Annotated in this window: 23 protein-coding genes; 19 read left to right on the plus strand and 4 right to left on the minus strand. The window is 49.6% G+C overall.

What is annotated here, in order from left to right:
* Positions 1–154: 154 nt before the first annotated feature.
* Complete coding sequence (locus CWI70_RS01255) at positions 155–1,435, minus strand: citrate synthase (RefSeq protein WP_126769825.1); 1,281 nt, start codon at positions 1,433–1,435, stop codon at positions 155–157.
* 478 nt (positions 1,436–1,913) lie between these two features.
* Here CWI70_RS01255 and sdhC point away from each other — a divergent pair, with 478 nt between their 5' ends.
* The 12 genes from sdhC to CWI70_RS01315 all read left to right on the plus strand — a co-directional run bounded on the left by sdhC (position 1,914) and on the right by CWI70_RS01315 (position 15,609).
* Entirely contained in the window at positions 1,914–2,288 is a 375-nt protein-coding gene (gene sdhC, locus CWI70_RS01260; RefSeq protein WP_126769827.1) for a succinate dehydrogenase, cytochrome b556 subunit, read from the plus strand.
* Positions 2,282–2,638 carry a succinate dehydrogenase, hydrophobic membrane anchor protein gene (sdhD, locus tag CWI70_RS01265; protein ID WP_126769829.1) on the plus strand — a complete coding sequence of 119 codons (357 nt, stop codon included), beginning with the start codon at positions 2,282–2,284 and terminating at the stop codon, positions 2,636–2,638. Before sdhC ends, sdhD begins: the two co-directional genes overlap by 7 nt.
* Positions 2,639–4,405 (plus strand): succinate dehydrogenase flavoprotein subunit, encoded by a 1,767-nt coding sequence (sdhA, locus tag CWI70_RS01270; RefSeq protein ID WP_126769831.1) that lies wholly within the window; start codon positions 2,639–2,641, stop codon positions 4,403–4,405.
* A 15-nt stretch (positions 4,406–4,420) separates the two neighbouring features.
* Positions 4,421–5,134: a succinate dehydrogenase iron-sulfur subunit gene (locus CWI70_RS01275; RefSeq protein WP_126769833.1), complete on the plus strand. Its 714-nt coding sequence runs from the start codon at positions 4,421–4,423 to the stop codon at positions 5,132–5,134.
* Positions 5,135–5,235: 101 nt separating this feature from the next.
* A complete protein-coding gene (locus CWI70_RS01280; RefSeq protein WP_126769835.1) occupies positions 5,236–8,043 on the plus strand; it encodes a 2-oxoglutarate dehydrogenase E1 component in 2,808 nt (935 codons plus the stop codon).
* Positions 8,044–8,056: 13 nt separating this feature from the next.
* A complete protein-coding gene (gene odhB / locus CWI70_RS01285; protein WP_126769837.1) occupies positions 8,057–9,643 on the plus strand; it encodes a 2-oxoglutarate dehydrogenase complex dihydrolipoyllysine-residue succinyltransferase in 1,587 nt (528 codons plus the stop codon).
* A 138-nt stretch (positions 9,644–9,781) separates the two neighbouring features.
* Positions 9,782–10,948: an ADP-forming succinate--CoA ligase subunit beta gene (gene sucC / locus CWI70_RS01290; RefSeq protein WP_126769839.1), complete on the plus strand. Its 1,167-nt coding sequence runs from the start codon at positions 9,782–9,784 to the stop codon at positions 10,946–10,948.
* Entirely contained in the window at positions 10,948–11,820 is an 873-nt protein-coding gene (sucD, locus tag CWI70_RS01295) for a succinate--CoA ligase subunit alpha (RefSeq protein ID WP_126769841.1), read from the plus strand. The genes sucC and sucD overlap by 1 nt, the downstream gene beginning before the upstream one ends.
* Positions 11,821–11,948: 128 nt before the next feature.
* Complete coding sequence (locus tag CWI70_RS01300; protein WP_126769843.1) at positions 11,949–12,818, plus strand: DMT family transporter; 870 nt, start codon at positions 11,949–11,951, stop codon at positions 12,816–12,818.
* 120 nt (positions 12,819–12,938) lie between these two features.
* Positions 12,939–13,250 carry an excalibur calcium-binding domain-containing protein gene (locus CWI70_RS01305; RefSeq protein WP_126769844.1) on the plus strand — a complete coding sequence of 104 codons (312 nt, stop codon included), beginning with the start codon at positions 12,939–12,941 and terminating at the stop codon, positions 13,248–13,250.
* A 73-nt stretch (positions 13,251–13,323) separates the two neighbouring features.
* Positions 13,324–14,625: a hypothetical protein gene (locus CWI70_RS01310; RefSeq protein ID WP_126769846.1), complete on the plus strand. Its 1,302-nt coding sequence runs from the start codon at positions 13,324–13,326 to the stop codon at positions 14,623–14,625.
* Between the two features lie 72 nt (positions 14,626–14,697).
* A complete protein-coding gene (locus CWI70_RS01315) occupies positions 14,698–15,609 on the plus strand; it encodes an MBL fold metallo-hydrolase (RefSeq protein ID WP_126769848.1) in 912 nt (303 codons plus the stop codon).
* 3 nt (positions 15,610–15,612) lie between these two features.
* Here the strand turns inward: CWI70_RS01315 and CWI70_RS01320 are convergent, their stop codons facing one another.
* Positions 15,613–16,173 carry an FMN-dependent NADH-azoreductase gene (locus CWI70_RS01320; RefSeq protein WP_126772626.1) on the minus strand — a complete coding sequence of 187 codons (561 nt, stop codon included), beginning with the start codon at positions 16,171–16,173 and terminating at the stop codon, positions 15,613–15,615.
* A gap of 154 nt (positions 16,174–16,327) precedes the next feature.
* Here CWI70_RS01320 and CWI70_RS01325 point away from each other — a divergent pair, with 154 nt between their 5' ends.
* The 4 genes from CWI70_RS01325 to CWI70_RS01340 are packed head-to-tail and all read left to right on the plus strand — an operon-like array spanning position 16,328 to position 20,385.
* Positions 16,328–17,251, plus strand: coding sequence for a LysR family transcriptional regulator (locus CWI70_RS01325; protein ID WP_126769850.1), 924 nt, complete (start codon positions 16,328–16,330; stop codon positions 17,249–17,251).
* A 53-nt stretch (positions 17,252–17,304) separates the two neighbouring features.
* The gene (locus CWI70_RS01330; protein ID WP_126769852.1) at positions 17,305–18,531 is read left to right on the plus strand and encodes an acyl-CoA dehydrogenase family protein; all 1,227 of its coding nucleotides are present in this window, start codon (positions 17,305–17,307) and stop codon (positions 18,529–18,531) included.
* A gap of 1 nt (position 18,532) precedes the next feature.
* The gene (locus tag CWI70_RS01335) at positions 18,533–19,624 is read left to right on the plus strand and encodes a phosphotransferase family protein (RefSeq protein ID WP_126769854.1); all 1,092 of its coding nucleotides are present in this window, start codon (positions 18,533–18,535) and stop codon (positions 19,622–19,624) included.
* On the plus strand, positions 19,621–20,385 hold the full coding sequence (locus CWI70_RS01340; RefSeq protein ID WP_126769855.1) for an SDR family oxidoreductase: 765 nt from the start codon (positions 19,621–19,623) through the stop codon (positions 20,383–20,385). Before CWI70_RS01335 ends, CWI70_RS01340 begins: the two co-directional genes overlap by 4 nt.
* Here CWI70_RS01340 and CWI70_RS01345 read toward each other — a convergent pair.
* A complete protein-coding gene (locus tag CWI70_RS01345; protein WP_126769857.1) occupies positions 20,382–20,840 on the minus strand; it encodes a hypothetical protein in 459 nt (152 codons plus the stop codon). The genes CWI70_RS01340 and CWI70_RS01345 overlap by 4 nt on opposite strands.
* 11 nt (positions 20,841–20,851) lie before the next feature.
* A complete protein-coding gene (locus CWI70_RS01350; RefSeq protein WP_126769859.1) occupies positions 20,852–21,820 on the minus strand; it encodes a pirin family protein in 969 nt (322 codons plus the stop codon).
* A gap of 133 nt (positions 21,821–21,953) precedes the next feature.
* Here CWI70_RS01350 and CWI70_RS01355 point away from each other — a divergent pair, with 133 nt between their 5' ends.
* From CWI70_RS01355 to CWI70_RS01365, 3 genes are read left to right on the plus strand one after another with little or no spacing between them, the layout of a single operon-like run.
* Positions 21,954–22,133, plus strand: a complete 180-nt coding sequence (locus tag CWI70_RS01355) for a hypothetical protein (protein ID WP_126769860.1) — start codon at positions 21,954–21,956, stop codon at positions 22,131–22,133.
* A complete protein-coding gene (locus tag CWI70_RS01360; protein WP_126769862.1) occupies positions 22,123–22,413 on the plus strand; it encodes a hypothetical protein in 291 nt (96 codons plus the stop codon). The genes CWI70_RS01355 and CWI70_RS01360 overlap by 11 nt, the downstream gene beginning before the upstream one ends.
* Positions 22,400–22,807, plus strand: a complete 408-nt coding sequence (locus tag CWI70_RS01365) for a hypothetical protein (protein WP_126769864.1) — start codon at positions 22,400–22,402, stop codon at positions 22,805–22,807. The genes CWI70_RS01360 and CWI70_RS01365 overlap by 14 nt, the downstream gene beginning before the upstream one ends.
* Position 22,808 lies beyond the last annotated feature (1 nt).

The following is a 22,808-nucleotide window of genomic DNA, read 5'->3' on the forward strand; positions in this document are numbered from 1 at the left end:
TAATTTTTATCGAAAGCCATTGTTTTTAATGGTCTGTAGAGGAGGTTCTTGTTTACTATTAATTTTCGGTTGGCTAAGAAATAGACATAAAAAAAGCACGCCGTAGCGTGCTTTTTACGAATCTTTAGCGAAACTCACCAAAGTGGTGGAAATCTTAACGCTTGATCGGTGTGAAGTCACGTTTCGCTTCACCAGTGTAAAGCTGACGTGGACGACCGATTTTCTGGTTCGCTTCACCCATCATTTCGTGCCAGTGTGAAATCCAGCCAACAGTACGTGATAAAGCAAAGATCACGGTAAACATGTTGGTCGGAATGCCAATGGCTTTCAGAATGATACCTGAGTAGAAGTCGACGTTCGGGTACAGTTTCTTCTCAACGAAGTACGGGTCTTCTAACGCAATGCGTTCGAGTTCCATAGCCACGTCAAGCAACGGATCGTCAATGTTCAACTCTTTGAGTACTTCGTGTGCACTTTCACGCATAACAGTCGCACGCGGGTCAAAGTTTTTGTAAACACGGTGACCAAAGCCCATCAGACGGAACGGGTCGTTCTTGTCTTTCGCTTTTTCGATGTACTTAGGAATATTGTCGACCGAGCCGATTTCTTTCAACATGCGCAAACAAGCTTCGTTCGCGCCGCCATGGGCAGGGCCCCAAAGTGATGCAACACCCGCTGCAATACACGCATAAGGGTTTGCGCCGGATGAACCTGCCAAACGAACAGTAGACGTTGAAGCATTCTGCTCATGATCAGCGTGCAACGTGAAAATACGGTCCATCGCTTTGGCGATGATAGGATTCACTTTGTAATCTTCAGCCGGAACAGAGAACATCATATTTAAGAAGTTTTCTGAGTACGACAGATCGTTTTGTGGATAAACAAACGGCTGACCAATGCTAAATTTATAAGCCATGGCAGCAATGGTAGGCATTTTCGCAATTAAGCGGTACGCACTACGTAAACGTTGTTTTTCATCATGGATATCAAGGTCATCATGATAAAAAGAAGAAAGGGCACCGGTAACCGCACAGAGCATCGCCATTGGATGCGCGTCGCGACGGAAACCATTAAAGAAATTGTGTAAACCTTGATGCACCATAGTGTGCTTGGTGATCGTGGCTTTAAAATTATCATATTGCTCAGCTGTAGGAGCTTCACCGTGGAGCAGCATGTAACATACTTCGAGATAATCCGCTTGCGTAGCGAGCTGATCAATCGGATATCCGCGGTGCAGAAGGATGCCGTTTTCACCATCAATGTAGGTGATCTTTGATTCACATGAACCCGTTGCTAGAAAGCCTGGGTCGAAAGTGAAGAACCCGTGTTTTCCGAGAGTACGCACGTCAACTACATCATAGCCGGCTGTACCAGATAACACTGGTAATTCAATGGATTGGCCGTCAATCTGCAGGGTGGCTTTACGATCAGCCATAAGGAAATCTCCTTGTTTTAATCTGCTTCATCACTAAAAAAGAGCGCTAGAATTTACTTGATCTTAACCGCCATTGTCAATTCAAACGGCTGTTTAGTTCTGGGCAAAACCCCGAACAGCGTCAAGTAAAAGTGTCATTGTTACGCATCAGTATGGCATTTGGATGACAATGTTGCGCGCTTTCGTCAATTCAATCGAAACGGTTATACGTTGAATCGTAACTTCTGTGTATACGACTAAGGTAGGGTTGCGGCAAGAGCTGGTTTCTTGTCTGTTGATCTAAAGCGAAAAAAATCACGTTTTTCTTGGAAAGTCGGCGCTAGAGAATTGTAATTCATTGCTATGGCTTATATACTTTGGCGGCGATCTCACAGGGTCCTCTTACCGTATACTTTACAGTAATCATAACAAGTAACAGGGCGAGGATGTTTGAAGTTCCGAGCATGTTAACAATGCTTTTCTGAAAGGCACAACAATCGTGAAAAAACAAAGACCTGTAAATTTAGACCTTACAACTATTAGTCTCCCCGCTGCGGGACTTAGTTCCATCTTGCACCGTGTTTCTGGCGTGATCATGCTGATCTCGATTGGTTTACTGGTGTGGGCATTGGCAACTTCACTGCAATCAGCCGAGGGCTTTGCAATGGTGCACGACCTGTTCACCAGCTTCATTGCTAAGTTTATCGCCTGGGGTATTTTAACCGCACTTGGTTATCACTTGCTGGCTGGCGTACGCCATATGTTTATGGATATGGGCTACTTTGAAGAGCTCAACTCTGGCCGTATCAGTGCGTACATCGTATTTGTACTCGCTATCGTACTTTCAGCTTTAGCAGGGGTGTGGTTATGGTAAAAGTAGCTTCAACATTTGGCCGTAGCGGAACCCATGACTTTATCCTGCTACGCGCATCAGCCATCATCATGGCTTTGTACGCCATCTTCATGGTGAGCTTCTTGGTTTCAGCAGAAACTGTGAACTATGCCGTGTGGACAAACTTGTTCGCAAACTTAGGTATGAAGATCTTCACTATGTTGGCGTTAACCTCAGTTCTTATCCATGGCTGGATTGGTATCTGGCAGGTATTGACTGATTACGTCAAAAATTCTGGCTTACGAGCTTTCATTCAATTCGTAGTAAGTGTTGCACTTATCGTGTACTGGCTAGCTGGCCTACTCGTAGTGTGGCCTGTGGAGGGTGTGTAAGTGAGCGTACAAACTCTTGAATTTGATGCAGTAGTCATTGGTGCCGGCGGCGCAGGTATGCGCGCAGCACTACAAATTTCTCAGTCAGGCATGACCTGTGCACTGATGTCGAAAGTCTTCCCAACGCGTTCGCACACCGTATCTGCGCAAGGTGGTATCACCGTTGCATTGGGTAACGCGCACGAAGATAACTGGGAATGGCACATGTTCGATACCGTGAAAGGTTCGGACTACATCGGTGACCAAGACGCTATCGAGTACATGTGTAAAACCGGTCCAGAAGCGATTTTGGAACTGGAAAACATGGGCTTGCCATTCTCACGTTTTGAGAACGGTAAAGTTTATCAGCGTCCATTCGGTGGTCAGTCGAAAGCCTTCGGTGGCGAGCAAGCTGCACGTACAGCGGCTGCTGCAGACCGTACCGGCCACGCATTATTGCACTTGTTGTACCAACAAAACGTCAAGAACAAGACCACTGTATTCTCGGAGTGGTATGCGCTTGACCTTGTGAAGAACCAAGACGGTGCAGTGGTTGGTGTAACGACCCTGAACATCGAAACCGGTGAAATCTTCTACGTAAAAGCCAAAGCCGTAGTGCTTGCAACGGGTGGTGCAGGTCGTATCTACGCCTCAACGACCAACGCTCACATCAACACTGGTGACGGCGTTGGTATGGCGTTGCGTGCAGGCGTTCCGGTGCAAGATATGGAAATGTGGCAGTTCCACCCAACCGGTATTGCCGGTGCAGGTACCCTGGTGACCGAGGGTTGCCGTGGTGAAGGTGGTTACCTCTTGAACAAAGATGGTGAGCGCTTTATGGAGCGTTACGCGCCGAATGCTAAAGACTTGGCGTCGCGTGACGTTGTTGCGCGCTCAATGATGACTGAAATCCGCGAAGGCCGCGGCTGTGATGGTCCTTTAGGTCCACACTTGAAACTGAAACTTGATCACTTGGGTCGTGAAGTTCTCGAGAGTCGCTTGCCAGGCGTATGTGACTTGGCGAAGACCTTCGCGCACGTTGACCCAGCGGAAGAGCCAATTCCAGTTATTCCAACCTGTCACTACATGATGGGCGGTATCCCAACTGACGTGAACGGCCAAGCATTACAAATCGATGCTGACGGTAAAACGTCGCCGATTCAAGGCTTGTTCGCTTGTGGTGAAATTGCTTGTGTATCTGTGCACGGTGCGAACCGCTTGGGCGGTAACTCGCTGCTTGACTTGGTGGTGTTCGGTCGTGCGACCGGCTTGCACTTGGGCGATGCTTTGGCAGCCAATACCGAAGCACGTGAAGCAAGTCAAAGCGACATCGACGCAGCATTAGCGCGCGTTAACCGTTGGGAAAGCAATAAAGACGGTGAAGACCCAGTACAAATTAAGAAAGACTTGCAGAAGTGTATGCAGTTGAACTTCTCGGTCTTCCGTGAAGGCGAAGCGATGAAAGAAGGCTTGGCGGAGCTTAAAGAGATCCGTGAGCGCCTTAAGAACGCTCGTCTTGATGACACCAGTGCTGAGTTTAATACCCAGCGTATCGAGTGCTTAGAACTTGATAACCTGATGGAAACCGCTTATTCAACCGCAGTTTCAGCGAACTTCCGTACGGAAAGTCGTGGCGCACACAGCCGTGCTGACTACCCAGATCGTGATGACGAAAACTGGTTGGTACACAGTGTTTATCGTCCGGAAACGGAAGAGATGCTGAAGCGCGAAGTGAACATGCAGCCGAAGCTACGTGAAGCATTCCCGCCAAAAGCGCGGACTTACTAAGGTTAGGTGACAACGATGAAGAAGTTGAGTATTTCAGTTTATCGTTACAACCCGGATGTTGATAACGCACCTTATATGAAGGATTACACCCTCGAAATCGAGGATAATCAGGACATGATGGTGCTGGACTTGCTGTTGAAATTGAAAGAGCAAGATCCAACGTTAGCATTCCGTCGCTCATGCCGTGAAGGTGTGTGTGGTTCTGACGGTTTGAACATGAACGGTAAGAATGGCTTGGCTTGTATCACGCCAATGTCTGCTCTTAAAGGCAGCAAGATTGTGATTCGTCCATTGCCAGGTTTGCCGGTTATTCGTGACTTAATTGTAGACATGACGCAGTTCTACAAGCAGTACGAAAAGATCAAACCTTATTTGATTAATGACGACAAAACGCCACCAGCGCGTGAGCGTCTGCAATCGCCAGAAGAGCGTGCCAAGCTTGATGGTTTGTACGAGTGTATTCTCTGTGCGTGCTGTTCAACTTCGTGCCCATCATTCTGGTGGAACCCAGACAAATTCATCGGCCCAGCTGGCTTGTTGCATGCCTATCGTTTCTTGATTGATAGTCGCGACACGGCTACCGAAGAGCGCCTTGATGACTTAGACGACGCATTTAGTGTTTTCCGTTGTCACGGCATCATGAACTGCGTGAACGTTTGCCCGAAAGGTTTGAACCCAACAAAGGCTATTGGACACATCAAATCCATGCTATTAAGTCGCGCGATTTAATACTATCGTGTTGATTTGCTATAGTAATGGCCGAGCTGTATCGAAATAGCCATCCAGCTTGGATGGCTATTTTTTTATAAAACGAGTGTGAAGGAACAGCGATGCAAGATGGCGTAATGCAAGCCTGGCTTGAATCCTCCCACCTAGCTGGTGGTAACATGGCATACGTTGAGGAACTCTTTGAGTTGTACCTTGACGATCCTACTGCTGTTGGTGATGAATGGCGAAGCTTCTTCGACCAGTTGCCGCGTGAAGGTAGCGGCCATGACACCAAGCACAGTGAAATTCGTGAGCAATTCCGTACCCTTGCCAAAAATAAATTGAAGCAAGCAGGTACTGTTGTTGCTGGTGCTCCAGATCAAAAGCAGGTGCGAGTACTGCAACTGATCAATGCTTATCGATTCCGTGGTCATCAACATGCGAACCTTGATCCGCTCGATTTATGGAAGCAGGAACAGGTTCCAGACCTATCATTAGAGCATCACGACCTGTCTAAAGACGATTTCGATAAAGAATTCAATGTGGGTTCGCTGGCGGTTGGTCAAGAGACCATGAAGCTTGGTGAAATTCACCAGTTGCTCGAGCAGATTTATTGCGGCTCCATCGGCGCTGAATATATGCATATTGTCTCGACTGAAGAGAAACGTTGGATTCAACAACGTCTTGAAGGTGTGCGTGGACGCCCTGAGTTCAAATCTGAGCAGCAAAAGAAAATTCTGAAAGAAATGATTGCCGCCGACGGCCTAGAAAAATACTTAGGCTCGAAATTTCCAGGCGCTAAGCGTTTCTCATTGGAAGGTGGCGATAGCCTTATTCCAATGTTGAAAGCCTTAATCAGCCGCGCGGGCGAGCAGGGCACTAAAGAAGCCGTGATTGGTATGGCGCACCGTGGCCGTTTGAACGTTTTGGTCAACGTGCTTGGTAAGAAGCCACAAGACCTGTTCGACGAGTTCGCCGGTAAGCATGCAGCCAGTAAAGGCTCAGGTGACGTGAAGTACCACATGGGCTTCTCATCTGACTTCGCTACGCCAGGCGGTGATGTGCACCTTGCGCTAGCATTCAACCCGTCGCACCTCGAAATTGTAAACCCCGTGGTTATGGGCTCAGTGCGAGCGCGTATGGACCGCTTGGGTGACAAAGACGGTTCGAAAGTGTTGCCTATTACGATTCACGGCGACTCCGCTATCGCCGGTCAAGGTATCGTGCAAGAAACCTTTAATATGTCACAAACGCGTGGCTTCCAGTGCGGCGGCTCGATTCGTATTGTGGTGAATAACCAAGTCGGCTTTACCACGTCGAAACGCGAAGATACGCGTTCCACGCAATACTGTACCGACATCGCTAAAATGGTGCAGGCGCCGATCTTCCACGTGAATGCCGACGATCCAGAAGCCGTGGTTTTCGTGACGCAACTCGCGATTGATTTCCGCAACGAATTCAAACGCGACGTGATGATCGACCTGGTGTGCTATCGTCGCCACGGCCACAACGAAGCTGATGAGCCAAGCGCTACGCAGCCAGTTATGTATGCAAAAGTTAAAAAGCATCCTGTAGCCCGTAGCATCTACGCGAAACGCTTAGCCGAAGCTGGCGTGATTAACGCTGATGCCGAAGACAGCTTCGTGAGCGATTATCGAGATCAGCTTGATAAGGGCGAAATCGTTGTCGATGAATGGCGTGAAATGAAAGCGCACTCGAGTGATTGGTCGCAATACGTTGGTAACGAATGGGATGTCGAGTACGACGCGAAGATTAGTAAAGCTCAGCTTGAAGAAATTGGTATTGCGATGAGCACTGTACCAGAAGACCACAAGCTACATTCGCGCGTGAAAAAAGTCTACGACGAGCGTCTGAAAATGGCCAAAGGCGAGAAGAAAGCCGATTGGGGCTTCGCTGAAACCTTAGCTTACGCGACACTTGTCGACGAAGGTATTCATATTCGTCTAACAGGCCAAGACAGCGGCCGCGGTACGTTCTTCCACCGTCATGCGGTACTGCATAACCAAAAAGATGCATCTACCTACATGCCGTTGAATAACATCCGTGAAGGCCAAGGCCCGATCGAAATTTACGACTCGGTATTGTCTGAAGCAGCAGTCGTTGCCTTTGAGTATGGTTACGCAACTGCAGAGCCTAAAGCGCTCGTACTTTGGGAAGCCCAGTTCGGTGACTTCGTGAACGGCGCGCAAGTGGTGATTGACCAGTTCTTAAGCTCGGGCGAACAAAAGTGGGGCCGTTTATGCGGTTTGACCATGTTGTTGCCGCACGGCTATGAAGGTCAGGGCCCAGAGCATAGCTCAGCACGCCTTGAACGTTTCTTGCAACTGTCAGCTGATCACAACTGGTCTGTCTGTGTACCGACAACGCCGGCGCAGGTGTTCCATATGTTACGTCGTCAGCAGTTACGTCCAGTACGTCGCCCGCTGATCGTGATGACACCTAAGTCGCTATTGCGCCATCCGTTGGCCGTATCTGACATAGATGAAATGACCGATGGCGTGTTCCAAAATGCGATTGGTGAAATCGATAAATTGGACGCGAAGAAAGTCAAACGCGTGATATTCTGCTCGGGCAAAGTTTACTACGATCTGTTGAAAGAGCGCCGTGAGCGCGAACAAACAGACATTGCTATTATTCGAATTGAGCAATTGTATCCGTTCCCAGCCGAAGAAGTGGCTGAGATCTTGAAAGAATACAAGCATGTGAAAGATTTTGTTTGGTGCCAAGAAGAACCGCAAAACCAAGGTGCCTGGTATAGCAGCCAGCATCACTTTAGAGCGGCAATTCCGAAAGGCGCAGACTTAACGTACGCAGGACGTGAAGCCTCGGCTGCACCGGCAGTAGGTTATTTGTCTGAGCATAACAAACAGCAGCAAAAATTAGTCGATGACGCGCTAACCATTAAATAGGTGATAATTGACCATGGCTATTGATATTAAAGTTCCACAACTCCCTGAATCTGTTGCTGATGCAACAGTTGCTACTTGGCACGTTAAGCCAGGTGACAAAGTGTCGCGCGATCAAAATCTGGTCGATATCGAAACCGACAAGGTAGTCCTTGAAGTTGTCGCGCCAGAAGACGGCGAAATCGGTGAAATCATCGCCGAAGAAGGCGCAACCGTTGGCGCTGAAGAAGTGATCGGCAAAATCGTAGCCGGCAGTTCTACTGCGGGGGATGCCGACGACTCGAAAAAGTCAGAGTCTGCAGATAAGTCGGACGACAAAAAGTCAGAAGACAAAAAATCTGATGACAAGAAAGACGAGAAACCAGCAGCCAAATCGGGCAGCGGTGAAAAACTCGAAGTCAAAGTACCACAGTTGCCAGAGTCAGTAGCTGACGCAACCATCGCTGCATGGCACGTGAAAGCGGGTGAAAAAGTTACCCGTGACCAAAACCTTGTTGATATCGAAACCGACAAAGTTGTGCTTGAAGTTGTGGCCCCGGCCGACGGCGTCCTTGCGGAAATCAAGCAAGACGAAGGCGCGACTGTGGGTGCTGATGACGTCATCGGTATCGTTGAAGCCGGCGCAGGTGGTGACGACGTAGCCCGTAGTTCTACTACGGGGAATGACGAATCTACAGATAAAGCTGATTCGGCAAGCGACGACGACAGCGACAGCGAAGTCGCTGGCCCAGCCGTACGTCGCTTACTGGCTGAGCACGACCTGAAAGCGTCTGACGTAAAAGGCACTGGTAAAGGCGGTCGCGTCACCAAAGAAGACGTTGAGAAGCACGTCAAAGAAGGCGGTAAGAAAGCAGCGCCTGCAGCTGCGAAGAGCGAAAGCAGCGCACCAGCAGCAGCTGGCGACCGTGATCAGAAGCGTGTTCCTATGACCCGTCTGCGTAAAACCATCGCCAAGCGCTTGCTTGAAGCGAAGAACGCAACGGCTATGTTGACCACCTTTAACGAAGTCAACATGAAGCCGATCATGGACTTGCGTAAGAAGTACAAAGACGAATTCGAGAAGCGTCATGACACGCGTCTAGGCTTCATGGGCTTCTACGTGAAGGCCGTGACCGAAGCGTTGAAGCGCTTCCCAGAAGTGAATGCGTCAATTGATGGTGATGACATTGTTTATCACAACTACTTTGACATCAGCATTGCCGTGTCAACACCACGTGGCTTGGTAACCCCAGTTCTGCGTGATACCGACAAAATGAGCATTGCGGAAATCGAAAATGGCATCCGTGACCTCGCTATCAAAGGTCGTGACGGTAAGTTGACCATGGACGACATGCAAGGCGGTAACTTCACTATCACCAACGGTGGTGTGTTCGGTTCACTGTTGTCGACGCCAATCCTGAATCCACCGCAAAGCGCTATCTTGGGTATGCATAAAATCCAAGATCGCCCAATGGCGGTCGACGGTAAAGTCGAAATCTTGCCGATGATGTACTTAGCATTGTCGTATGACCACCGCATTATCGATGGTAAAGAATCGGTAGGCTTCTTGGTCACTATCAAAGAGTTACTGGAAGATCCACAACGTCTGTTGTTGGACATCTAACAGAAGTAAAGCCGCATGTAGCATGCCATTTGCACATGCGGCTGTCTTTTTTGCGCGCAAAACTGTAAAATACGCGCGAAATTTTCGGGTAAGCAGCACTAAGCTGCTTTTGTTGTTCAAACGAATCGGAAGATCATCATGAATTTGCATGAGTATCAGGCCAAACAACTCTTCAAAGAGTTCGGTTTGCCAGTATCTGAAGGCTTCGCAGTTGATACTGCAGAAGAAGCCGTTGAAGCTGCCAAGAAAATTGGCGGTGAGCGTTGGGTAGTTAAAGCACAAGTGCACGCCGGTGGCCGTGGTAAAGCGGGCGGTGTAAAGCTTGTTTCTAGCCATGACGAAGTACGTGACTTTGCTAACAACTGGTTAGGCAAAAACTTGGTCACCTACCAAACAGACGCGAACGGTCAGCCGGTTGCGAAAATCTTGGTTGAGAGCCTTACTGATATCGCTTCAGAACTGTACTTAGGCGCAGTAGTTGACCGCGCAACACGTAAAATCGTGTTCATGGCGTCAACTGAAGGTGGTGTTGAAATCGAGAAAGTTGCAGAAGAAACACCTGAAAAAATCTTGAAAGCTGTGATCGACCCAACTGTCGGCGCACAGCCTTACCAAGGTCGTGAGCTGGGCTTCAAACTGGGCCTTAACCCAGACCAAGTGAAGCAGTTCACCAAAATCTTCTTGGGCCTTGCGGCAATGTTCGAACAGTACGACTTCGCATTGCTAGAAATCAACCCATTGGTGATTACTGACCAAGGCAACCTGCATTGCTTGGACGGCAAGATCAACATCGACAGCAACGCGTTGTATCGTCAGCCGAAGATCCGTGAAATGCACGATCCTTCGCAAGAAGACGAGCGTGAAGCACAAGCAGCGAAGTGGGAACTAAACTACGTAGCGCTTGATGGCAACATCGGTTGTATGGTCAACGGCGCTGGTTTGGCGATGGGTACCATGGACATCGTTAAGCTTGCTGGCGGCCAGCCTGCAAACTTTTTGGATGTTGGTGGCGGCGCAACTAAAGAGCGCGTAACTGAAGCATTCAAGATCATCTTGTCTGACGACGCAGTACAAGCCGTACTGGTTAACATCTTCGGTGGTATCGTACGTTGTGACATGATCGCAGAAGGTATCATGGGCGCAGTTGAAGAAGTTGGCGTTAAAGTTCCTGTTGTTGTTCGTCTTGAAGGTAACAACGCAGAACTAGGTCGTCAGAAATTAGCAGAAAGTGGCCTGAACATCATCGCAGCCGAAAGCTTGTCTGACGCTGCTGATAAAGTGGTTGCTGCGGCAGGAGGTCAATAATGTCTATCTTGATCGATAAAAACACCAAAGTTATCTGCCAGGGTTTCACTGGTGGTCAGGGTACGTTCCACTCTGAGCAAGCAATTGCTTATGGCACACAAATGGTTGGCGGTGTAACCCCAGGTAAAGGCGGTCAAACGCACCTTGGTTTGCCAGTATTCAACACTGTGCGTGAAGCAGTAGAGCAAACAGGCGCAACTGCATCTGTTATCTACGTACCAGCACCTTTCTGTAAAGACTCTATCATCGAAGCTGCTGACGCAGGTATCGAGTTGATCGTCTGTATCACTGAAGGTATCCCTACGTTGGATATGCTGTATGTGAAAGAATACTTGACGCACAAAGGTGTGCGCATGATCGGTCCAAACTGCCCAGGCGTTATCACTCCTGACGAGTGTAAGATTGGTATCATGCCAGGTCACATCCACAAAGCAGGTAAAGTGGGCATCGTTTCACGTTCAGGTACGTTGACCTATGAAGCCGTGAAGCAAACCACAGACGAAGGCTTCGGCCAGTCAACCTGTGTTGGTATCGGTGGTGACCCTATCCCTGGTTCTAACTTCATCGACATTCTCGAAATGTTCGAAAAAGATCCAGCGACCGAAGCTATCGTCATGATCGGTGAGATCGGTGGTACTGCTGAAGAAGAAGCAGCTGAGTACATCAAGCACAACGTGACCAAACCAGTGGTATCTTACATCGCTGGTGTGACTGCTCCTCCGGGTAAACGTATGGGTCACGCAGGCGCGATCATCTCTGGTGGTAAAGGTACTGCAGACGAGAAGTTCGCAGCGCTTGAAGCCGCTGGCGTTAAAACCGTACGCAGCTTGGCTGACATCGGTAAAGCATTGCGCGAGAAAACTGGCTGGTAAGCCACGTTTTTTAGCAACAAGCTAATAGAGAGGCACCTTCGGCAACGTTGGTGCCTTTTTTGTACCCGCTCTTGTATCCATTCTTGTATCATCAACACACAATGAACCGAACTACGAAAGGTTAACCAGTGAACCAAGGTGTGAAAGTACTGCTGACGTTATTGGCACTCTGCGCTTTTGCCGGTAATTCGGTGTTATGCCGCTGGGCGCTGGCCGAGTTTGCGATGGAGCCGGCGCAATTTACGTTGCTGCGTCTTGTTTCGGGAGCGGTAGCGCTTGCTGTAATGGTATTCGTAGGGCAACAACGAAGTCCGCGCGGGGAATTCGAGCGGACAAGAAAAGCCAGTTGGTGGGGCGCGTTGTGGCTCACGGCATACGCTTATTGCTTTGCCTATGCTTATGTAGGACTTGCCACAGGTGTTGGGGCGTTGATTCTGTTTACCGCGGTGCAACTGAGTATGTTAGCGATCGGTGCATGGCGTGGGACACGTTATGGCGTCATCGAAATCGTTGGTATTGTGCTGGCATTGGCGGGTTTTTTGTATCTGGTGTGGCCGCAGTTTGCCGAGCCATTCACCGCTTTTGCAGTAGTGCTAATGAGCTTAGCGGGCACTGCATGGGGCGCTTATAGCACTGTAGGTCGTGGTTCGCGTGCGCCCCTCAGCGATACAAAAACGCATTTCGTTCGTGCGAGCTGGTTAAGTTCGCCGTTGTTGGTCATGGGTTTTGTCTATAGCAATCTGCTGTGGCCGCCCGTTCTACTCGCGGTGCTGTCGGGGGTGGTGACATCGGCTATCGGCTACGCACTTTGGTTCAAAGTTTTACCACATTTGCGGGTCAGCAGCGCCGCAGTGGGCCAGCTCTCGGTCCCGCTGATTGCCGCGCTCGGCGGCTTTTTTCTTGTCGACGAAACGCTGTCACTTCGATTCTTTATCGCTAGTGCCGTCACGTTAGGGGGTATTGCGTTGGTCATTAGTCATCGTACCCAGAGTAAATAGAACAAGAATAAAACAAACTAATAAACTAACTTACATGGTTTTACTATTTTTGATAATAGGCTAGTCTAAATCCGTAGTAGTGACACACCACACTAAAGCTGTCACAACGGGGACACATCAATGAAAAAGTGGATTTTGCTGGGCATACTGGCGCTTGCCGCGTGGAATTATCATTTAAACAAACAGGCGGAAGAGCGTGGTGAGGAGCGCGGTTTAATCAAGGAGATTGTGCAGGGCGTGCAGGGTGCCGTATTTAAACGCGATCCCAAATTCCGTTGTGATGGCCGACGCTTTTGCCATGAAATGCATTCCCCCGAAGAAGCACGTTTCTTTTTGACCAATTGCCCTGAGACTCAGCTTGATGACAATGCCAATGGTATTCCTTGCGAAGAAGACTTTCCCTCATCGACAAATTCTGACACACAAAACTAACGTTGGCGTTTGCTCAATCGCTGCTAACAGTTGTATGCTTAAGCGATAACGGTCGTAGATTCAGGTGTAAGTCATGCACAAAAAGTTGGTGTTGTTAGGGTTGTTGGCGTGCGCGATAGGCATATGGTTTGCCGCCGCATGGCTAAAAGAAAACGCCAGCACTGAAGTGCAAATTAGAATGACCAAAACCACACAGGACGAGTGGTTTGTTTCCTACATTTTTGCTGACAGCGTTACCCAAGCTACTTTCGTGCGTAACCCCGACCATAGCCGCATTGAGCGTTGGCAGCCAATCGACAATGATTATTACATCGGCGTCGATGCCGAAAGCGGTCACGAATTTATCGCTCGCATAGATGGGCGAGCATTTAACAGCGTGGCGTTTCAACTCGAACCTACCTATGTGACGCTGCGCAAAGACTATGCGCCATTTTCACCGTTTAGTGACGGTGGTGTTTCGTGGTACTCGGGGCGTTTTAAAGTTTGTCCACAGAGTTGTAGCAGTGCGTTGCGGTTTGATTACGCTTTTACAATGGAAGCGCCGTTAAGCGATTTTGTGCGTTTACCCGAACATAGTGAACGCGGGCAACTCGTTTGGCGTGAGTCAGCTAGCGACGGTCAGGTGATCTATGTTGGTCCGCAACAACCAGGACCCGCTGTCGAGCACGGCTTCGAAACAATCATTGATCCTATTCTGCCAGTGTCCTTAAAGCGGCGCTTATTAAGCGATGTACCACCGCTAACTCAATACTTTAATCAACGTATGCCCCACCTCGCTGAGCGCCCTATGTTGCTGGCTTCGTTTAGCTCCACCGACAACGGTCGCTATGGTTATCAAGGTGGCGTGATTGGTAATCAGATGGTCCTGCACTGGTACGGGCACAGTATGGCCGAACGAATTACGGCACCTTATTTTGTTGAAGACACCATCTGGTTTGTTGCCCATGAGTTCGCGCATCTCTACCAAGCTGGGCAATTTAGCAATGACTCGGCATGGATTCATGAGGGTGCTGCGGAGTACATGGCCTTGGAATACCTGCGGTCAATTGGCGCGAATTCGGTGTATTTGAATCACCGTATGAAAAAGGCGAGCGAGCAGTGTTTGGCGAGTAATGACAAATTCGAATTACATTATGCTTGCGGTCTGCTTTGGGCTGCCGAAATTGACCAACAGATCAAACGAGAGTACCCGCACGGTTTGTTTTTCTTATGGTACATGTACGTCCAGGCACTTGATGAGCAGCCGCGCAGTGATCCTGTGGACCTTTATTTTGAGTTGATGGCGCAGCTCACCAATCAAGAGTTCACGCAGCAACTGCAAGGCCAAATTGCACAACGTTTTGCCCGCCTAGAAAGTCAGCAAGTGGCGCCCTAATTCAAAATTGAACTTTTTGGCTGAAACTGCCATACCTAACAAGGTCTTTTAGTGCTTTGTTAGGAGCAACTTATGAATGTTACCCAGAAAAGTTTGCTGGCGGTGCTCACCGCCACTGGCATCGTCGCCTCGGCTTCCGCCGTTGCTGATGATCACCAGCTTGGGCAAGCGCCAGGCTATTATCGAATGAACGTTGGTGACTTTGTGGTTACTGCGCTCAACGACGGCACCAGCGACATGGCCGCGCACAAGCTATTGCATTGGGACGAAGACAAGATTCGGGCTGCGTTAGCCGAACACTTTATGGAATCTCCAGTCGAAGGTTCAATTAATGGTTTTTTGGTTGATACCGGCAAGCAGCAAATTCTCATTGATACCGGTATGGGGAAGGGTGTTCGCCCGAGTCTTGGTAAGCTCACCGACCATCTTGCGGCGGCGGGCTATAGCGTGGCCGATGTCGATGCCGTTTACATCACTCACTTTCACGGTGACCACGTGAGTGGCTTGGTAAATGACGGTGAACGGGTGTTCCCCAATGCTAAAGTTTATGTGCATGAGCGTGACGCCGACGCCGAAAGTGCGCAAGCAAAATACGCTCCCTATAAAGCGGCCAACGCGTTTGTCACTTTTGCCGATGGCGAAAGCCCACATGACGGCATAACCATCAACCCAACGCCTGGCCATACACCAGGTCATAGCGTTTACCATGTCGAGAGCGGTGGGCAAACCATGGTGGTGTGGGGCGATACCTTGCATGTGGCTGGGGTTCAATTTGCTCACCCTGAGGTGACGATTCAGTACGACAGTGTCCCCGAGCAAGCGCGAGCGCAACGCTTAAAGCTGTTTAAGATGATTGCCGACAATGAGTATTGGGTCGCCGGTGCACATATTGCTTTTCCGGGGATCGGTCGCCTGAAAAAAGAAAATGACGGCTACCGTTGGGTACCCGCCAATTACACGACTCGAATTGAACAGCCTAAGTAAGCTTTAGGCCAGTTCAGCGATGGCTTCGTCAGCAGCTTGTAATGCTTGCTGGCGAGGCTCTTCGCCCAAGTTCACACCTTCCGCACGAATCACGGTCACGTCGGTGATACCGATAAACGCTAACGCGTTTCGCAGATAACTTTCTTGATGATCCATCGCGCTTGCAGCGCCTTCGCTGTAGATACCGCCACGACCTGAAGCAATGTAAACCTTTTTGCCTTTCAGTAAACCTTCAGCGCCGTTTTCGGTGTATTTGAAGGTTACACCTGCTTTTAGTACACGGTCTAACCATGCTTTTAGCTGCGTCGGAATAGTGAAGTTGTACATTGGTGCACCAATCACGAGTACATCTGCGGCAAACAGTTCAGTGAGAAGCTCTTCAGTTAATGGGTTTTCTTCGGCCAGCAATGTTTCAGCGTCGAGGTGCGGAACCGCATTGGTAACTAAATCACGATAGACGACAGTATCGGTGTCGCCTTTGACGCGCTCAACGATTTGGTTGCTGAGCTTACGGCTAACCGACTGTTCGACAAAAAGGCCTGAATCCAAATGTAAAATGTTCATCATTGCGTTCTCCAAAATCATGTGCGCTGTGGTTTTAAGTTGCAGATAGTTTATCAAGTTCCAAAAATGGTTGTAGACGGTTATAATGGAAACAATCGTTCCATTTATGGAACACACTTAGGATTGACGTCGAGTTATAGAGGAAAACGTGGCCATGGCACTTCCGGATCTCACCAATTACCTGATCTTCGCCCGTGTGGTACAAGCTGGCAGTATCAGTGCTGGTGCGCGTGATTTGGGCATGCCGAAGTCTACGGTTAGCCGACGTCTGACCGAACTTGAAGAAGAGCAGGGGATTCGCTTAGTTCATCGTACGCGGCGTGGGCTTAAGTTAACTGACGTAGGTCAAGCCTTTCTTATTCATTGTGAGGCCTTGGTAAGTGCTGCCGAGGCGGCACAACAAGTCACTCAGTTGGTGCGCGAAACACCGCGCGGTACCGTGCACCTGAGTGCGCCCTATGCCTTAAGCCAAAGTTTGTTGACCGAGCTGTTGCCAGCATTTATGCAAGCCTATCCTGAGGTTAATGTACAACTTATGGTGACCAACCGTCCGGTGAACCTTGTCGACGAGGGCATCGATGTCGCGCTGCGCGTGCGTTCGAGTATCGAGGATTCTTCACTGATTGCGCGTCCCTTGGTCGATTCGCCACTGACACTCTATGGTGCACCGAAGTTACTGGATGCCCGCGGGGTGCCGAAACACCCACTTGATCTCATCGACTTTCCGCATTTGTCGTTGCACTACACCAGCGGTCGTTATGCGTATCCATTGACTGCCGAAGATGGTGATCAGTTGTCGATTACCTTTCAGCCACGTTTGATTACCGATGACATGATCGTATTGCGTGAAGCAGCGATACAAGGTGAGGGGATTGTCGCGTTACCGAACTATCTTTGTGCGGATGCGCTCGCAGCTGGCGACTTGCAACAAGTATTGCCAGCTTGGCAATTGCCGGTGGGCATTATGCACTTGGTTTATCCCCACCGACGCGGACTGCTGCCGGCAGTGCGGGTACTGATCGATTATCTTGTCGAACATATTCCTGTGATTGCGCAACGTTCGTTATTGATCGGATAGCCGATGCTCTCTACAATCATTTAAACGATTGTTTGAAAAAGAGCAGAATAACAATGGATTTTCAGCCTAGTGCCAAAACTTTAGAATATCGCAAGCGACTGATTCAATTTATAAAAGAAAATATTGAGCCGATTGAATCGAATTACCATAAAGAATGCCGACGGCTGAACCCAGATGCCAATTGGCGCAACTGGGAAGTACCGCCGATTGTAGCGGAACTAAAAGCGAAAGCGCGAGCAGCGGGTTTATGGAACCTGTTTTTACCTGATGCGGAATTAGGCGCAGGCCTTACCACGCTAGAATATGCACCACTGGCCGAAGTTATGGGCCATAGTTTGCTTGCCCCTGAAGTCTTCAATTGTAATGCACCAGATACCGGCAACATGGAAGTGCTTTATCATTTTGGCTCTGCTGCGCAAAAACAAGAATGGTTAACGCCTCTCCTTAACGGTGAGATCCGTTCGGTGTTTTGCATGACCGAACCGGACGTCGCCTCGTCGGATGCCACCAACATGCAAACTTCAATTATTGCCGATGGTGATGACGTCGTGATTAGTGGACGTAAATGGTGGTCGACGGGATTAGGCCATCCGGACGCTCGGTTTGCTATTGTCATGGGGTTAACTGATCCTGATGCGGCGAAGCATCAGCGCCATTCGATGGTACTGGTACCGCTGACTACGCCGGGCGTAACTATTGAACGGATGTTGCCTGCGTTTGGCGAATACGATGCGCCCTATGGCCACGGCGAGGTCGTGTTTGATCAGGTGCGGGTACCAAAAGCGAATGTGATTGGTGACTTGGGCGACGGCTTTAAAATTGCGCAAGGACGCCTTGGTCCGGGTCGTATTCACCATTGCATGCGCGCCTTGGGCGCTGCCGAAAAAGCGTTGCAATTGTTTATGAAGCGCGGCCAAGACCGCATCGCGTTTGGCAAGCCTTTGTTGCAGTTGGGCGGTAATCTCGAACGGGTCGCAGACATGCGCATTGCCATCGATCAAGCGCGCTTATTGACGTTCTTTGCTGCTTGGAAAATCGACCAAGTAGGCGCCATGAAGGCATTGGCTGAAATCTCTGCGATTAAAGTGGTGGCACCGAACGTGTTGCAACAAGTAGTTGATGAAGCCATTCAGCTTTATGGTGGTTCAGGTGTTAGCCATGACGTGCCGCTGACGCAGCTCTTTGCAGTCGCACGTGCGCTGCGTATCGCCGATGGTCCGGATGCGGTGCATCGCGCGACGATCGCCAAAGTTGAACTGGCAAAATACCGGGGGCGCTAATATGAGTCGCAGTGATCTTGAAGATCGAGCGGGTAAGGTGCGTGAAGGTGAAGAGATCCATCGCGAGCGCTTAGCTACGTACTTGAAGGAACAGTTTCCACAGCTCGAAGGTGATTTGCGCATTACCCAATACGCGGGTGGGGCATCGAACTGGACCTATCGTTTGCAGTTCGCCAATGCTGACTGGATACTTCGCCGACCTCCTGCTGGTACGAAAGCCAAATCCGCCCATGATATGGGCCGTGAATACCGGCTGCAGAAAGCTCTTGAACCGGTGTTTCGTTATGTACCGAAAATGCTGCACTACACTGACGACGAGAGCATTATTGGGGCTGAATTCTACGTTATGGAACGTGTTGCCGGGATTATCCCGCGCAAGAATATGCCACGCGGCCTTGAGCTCAGCGAAGCACAAACCCGTAAGCTCTGTGAAAACGCGCTCGATTGCTTAATCGAGCTGCACAGTATTGATATTAAAGAGCATGGTTTAGACCAGCTTGCCAAAGGTGAGGGCTATACTGAGCGCCAAGTGTTGGGCTGGAACAAACGTTATCGGCTGGCGAAAACCTGGAACGTGCCCAAAAGCGAAAAAATCATGCAGTGGCTTGAGCAAAATATGCCGCAGAACGAGCGGTTGTGCATGACTCATAATGATTTTCGTTTTGATAACTTGGTATTAGACAGCGACGATCCGACCCACATCATCGGTGTGTTGGATTGGGAGCTCGCTACCATCGGTAATCCGCTGATGGATGTTGGCAATAGCCTGGCTTATTGGATCCAAGCTGATGATGATGCTATTGCCCGCTCAACACGCCGGCAACCGACGCATTTACAAGGCATGCTGACACGTGACGAAGTAATTCGTTATTACTGCGAACGCATGAACGTGGACGTCGCCGATTTTAGTTTTTATGAAGTGTTCGGGTTGTTCCGTTTAAGCGTCATCGCCCAGCAAATCTATTACCGTTACCATCACAAGCAAACGCGCAACAAAGCCTTCAAGAATTTTTGGTTCTTGGTGCACTACCTGCACTGGCGTTGCCGCAAAATCATGCGCCAAGCAAACAAAAACACTAAGGGGAAGTCATGACGCATTCGGTACGAAAAACGATTCTTATCACTGGCGCGAGTTCGGGATTAGGTGAGGGTATGGCCCGGGAGTTCGCTGCTAAGGGGCGTAACTTAGCGCTTTGTGCGCGACGCACCGAGCGCTTGGAGCAATTGAAAAGTGAGCTCGAAGCAAAGCATCCTGAGAGTACCATTAGCATCAAAGCGTTGGATGTGAACGATCACGATAAAGTGTTTGAGGTCTTCAAAGCCTTTAAAACTGAGTTTGGCACCATTGACCGCGTGATCGTTAACGCCGGTATGGGTAAGGGCGCTTCCTTAGGCACTGGGTATTTTTATGCCAATGTGCAAACCGCACAAACGAACTTTGTGGCCGCTGTTGCTCAGTGTGAAGCTGCGCTTGAAATCTTCCGCGAACAAAATCACGGGCACCTTGTGACCATGAGTTCAATTAGCGCATTGCGTGGCATGCCGCGAGCTATGACGGTTTATGCTGCAACTAAGGCTGGCTTGTCAGCCTTGACAGAAGGTATTCGTGCTGACTTGATAAAGTCACGCTCACCGATTAAAACCAGCTGCATTATGCCTGGCTATATTCGCTCTGAAATCAATGAGAAGGTGAAGAATACCCCATTTATGATCGACAACGAAACCGGTTGTCGGTTATTGGTCAAGGCGATAGAGAAAGAGCCAGTGAAGGCTTATGTACCAACATGGCCGTGGGCGCTCATCGGTTTTCTAATGAAGCGCCTGCCGCTGAAAATGGTGATGAAGCTAGGCTAATCTTTGCTGCTATCGCGGCGACAATCATTGACCCGCTCGGTGGCAATGCTGAGCGTGGTTGCTCCGCCTTCGGCTAGTTCATAAACGAATGAGCTTGCTGCGACGCTGAGGTCTCCGCGAGAGGCTTTATGTAAAATCACGACGCGACGATCTTCTAATCTAATGCCCACGCAGCCGGCCGCTTTGGGCGAAGTAGCGAGGCGTTGCCACTCTTGATTTACCACTTTTTGTGCCCATACTTCATAGCCTTCCCAACTCGGATTTGCGCCGCGTTTGCACTGATACACATACAACTGTGCTGCACTGTCTGCGGTGACGGAGGTTTCGATGGACTGGCAATTCGCCACTGTCGGTGGCTCAGGCTCGTAAACGGTCCACTGATAGATAAGGACCGCAACAAAAAGCACGGCCAAGGTGATGATTGCTGCTAAAAACCATAAAGCAATGCGTTTCATGTTGGCAAATCCTATTCGTCTCTTGTTTTAGACTTCGCTGGTAAATCGGGCGCCAGTAACCGCTCGCCATTGTACCGTTGAACGTGACCAAAGCGCTCATGCCCAGCATTCCACTCTCGTTGCGCTAGACGAATGCGCTCGGCATCACTACTAACAAAGTTCCACCACATGTGCACGGGACGTCCAAACGCTTCGCCGCCAAGCACTAAAACAATGGTATCAGCAGCTAGTTCAAGGGTCACTGCGGAACGACCCGCGCCAAGAAATAGCAGTTCATGCCTTTCGACAGTTTTACTCAGCGCATCAAGACGTCCTTCGACCACATACAAGCCATATTCATGCTGTTCATTTAAGCGTAATTCACTGACCGCAACGCGCGGGGTCTTTAATTGCATTGCGAAAATAGGGTGAAACTGACGTGCGGGCGAGGTGTAGTTACGTTCACCGGCAGTGTACTCACCCATAATCAATGTCGCCTGGCTCTCGCCGACGGCAAACGAGGGTAAATTTTTGTAATGGTCAAAACAGGGGGCGGTCGTTTCGGCTGCTGCTGGTAAGGCCGCCCACAATTGCAGTCCGTGTAGCGGATCCGTCACCTGTTGCGCCGCGACCTCCGCATGTGAAATACCGTTACCGGCAGTCATCAGGTTTAATTCGTTCGCTCGCAGCGCTTGATCATAGCCGAGGCTGTCCTGGTGGAGCAACTGGCCTGACAACAACCAGGTGATGGTTTGCAGGCCAATATGTGGATGCGGTGGCACATCGAACTGTTGATAATCGCTAGGCGCGACAGGGCCGAAGTGGTCAAGAAAGCACCATGGACCAATCATCCGTACATCGCGTTGCGGAACACTGCGAAAGACCCGCATTTTCGGGGTGAGTTGACGTGCTAACGCGGGTAAAACTTTTGCCTCACGGCGGGTATGTGCTGATTCACACGTTGTCGGTTGGCTTTCACTATCTGCTGGCGTACGTGTCATAACCCATGCATCCTGTTTCAAAACCTTGCCCAGAGTATGCCAGCGTTGTCACGAAAGATCGATATTCGACTATACGCTGACTTTCTTCTTCGACTAAGATTGGTTAAGGTGAATCAACAACCTAGGAGCCACCATGATCTATGCACTGATTTTGATTGTCATTGGTATAGCAGTAGCGTTAAGCGGTGTATGGGAACAAAATCTATTCACCATTATGCTTGGTGCACTGCTTGAATTGATTGGTTGGGGCTGGTTTATTATGAAATGGCGATCCGCTAAAAAACAGGGGCAACTCGATAACAATGAAAAGTAGTATCGTAAAACGAATTCTCGCCATCGCCTTGATCGTGGCAGGTGTTGTTACCGCAGTATTGGCGTCGAAAGACGCTGGTAGTGTGCGCTGGATGGGGTTATTTTTGCTGGTTTCAGGGATTTACTTTTTGGTCAGTCAAAAAGCCAGTCCTGAACAGCGTGAACAAGCCGCTCAACAACGGGACATCACGCCACCGATTAAATGGTATCAATCGCCCATTCTCTGGGTTCCGGTAGCCGCACTGATTATTGCTTTGGTGTCATTCTATGTCGCTAACTAAACGTTTAGTCATTTTGGCCGGCTTAGTAGGCCTAATGTTTTATAACGCTACGGCGGAGCAACTTTGGGCCACTATCGTCGATTATCAATTGAGTTGGTATAAACTAGGTGTGCCCTTAGCTTGGGGTCTGATTTTAGGTGCGTTGGTTAATCTAATCGGGCTTAGTAGCCTGCAAAAATGGTTGGAGCCGCTCACCTTCATTAGTGCATCATTAACCACTTTAGGGTTGACCGGTGCGGCCGCGATTTATGCTGCGCACCAGCAAGCAGGGTTACTGCTACCGGCATTAATGATTAGCGCCATTGGCATTGGGCTGTATTTATTCGTCTATAGCTTTGCGCGGTTTTCAGCACACAAGCAAGCGCCAGCAGAGCGTAAGGACGGTGAGTCGTAAC

Source organism: Pseudidiomarina homiensis (assembly GCF_003987225.1).
GTDB lineage: Bacteria > Pseudomonadota > Gammaproteobacteria > Enterobacterales > Alteromonadaceae > Pseudidiomarina > Pseudidiomarina homiensis.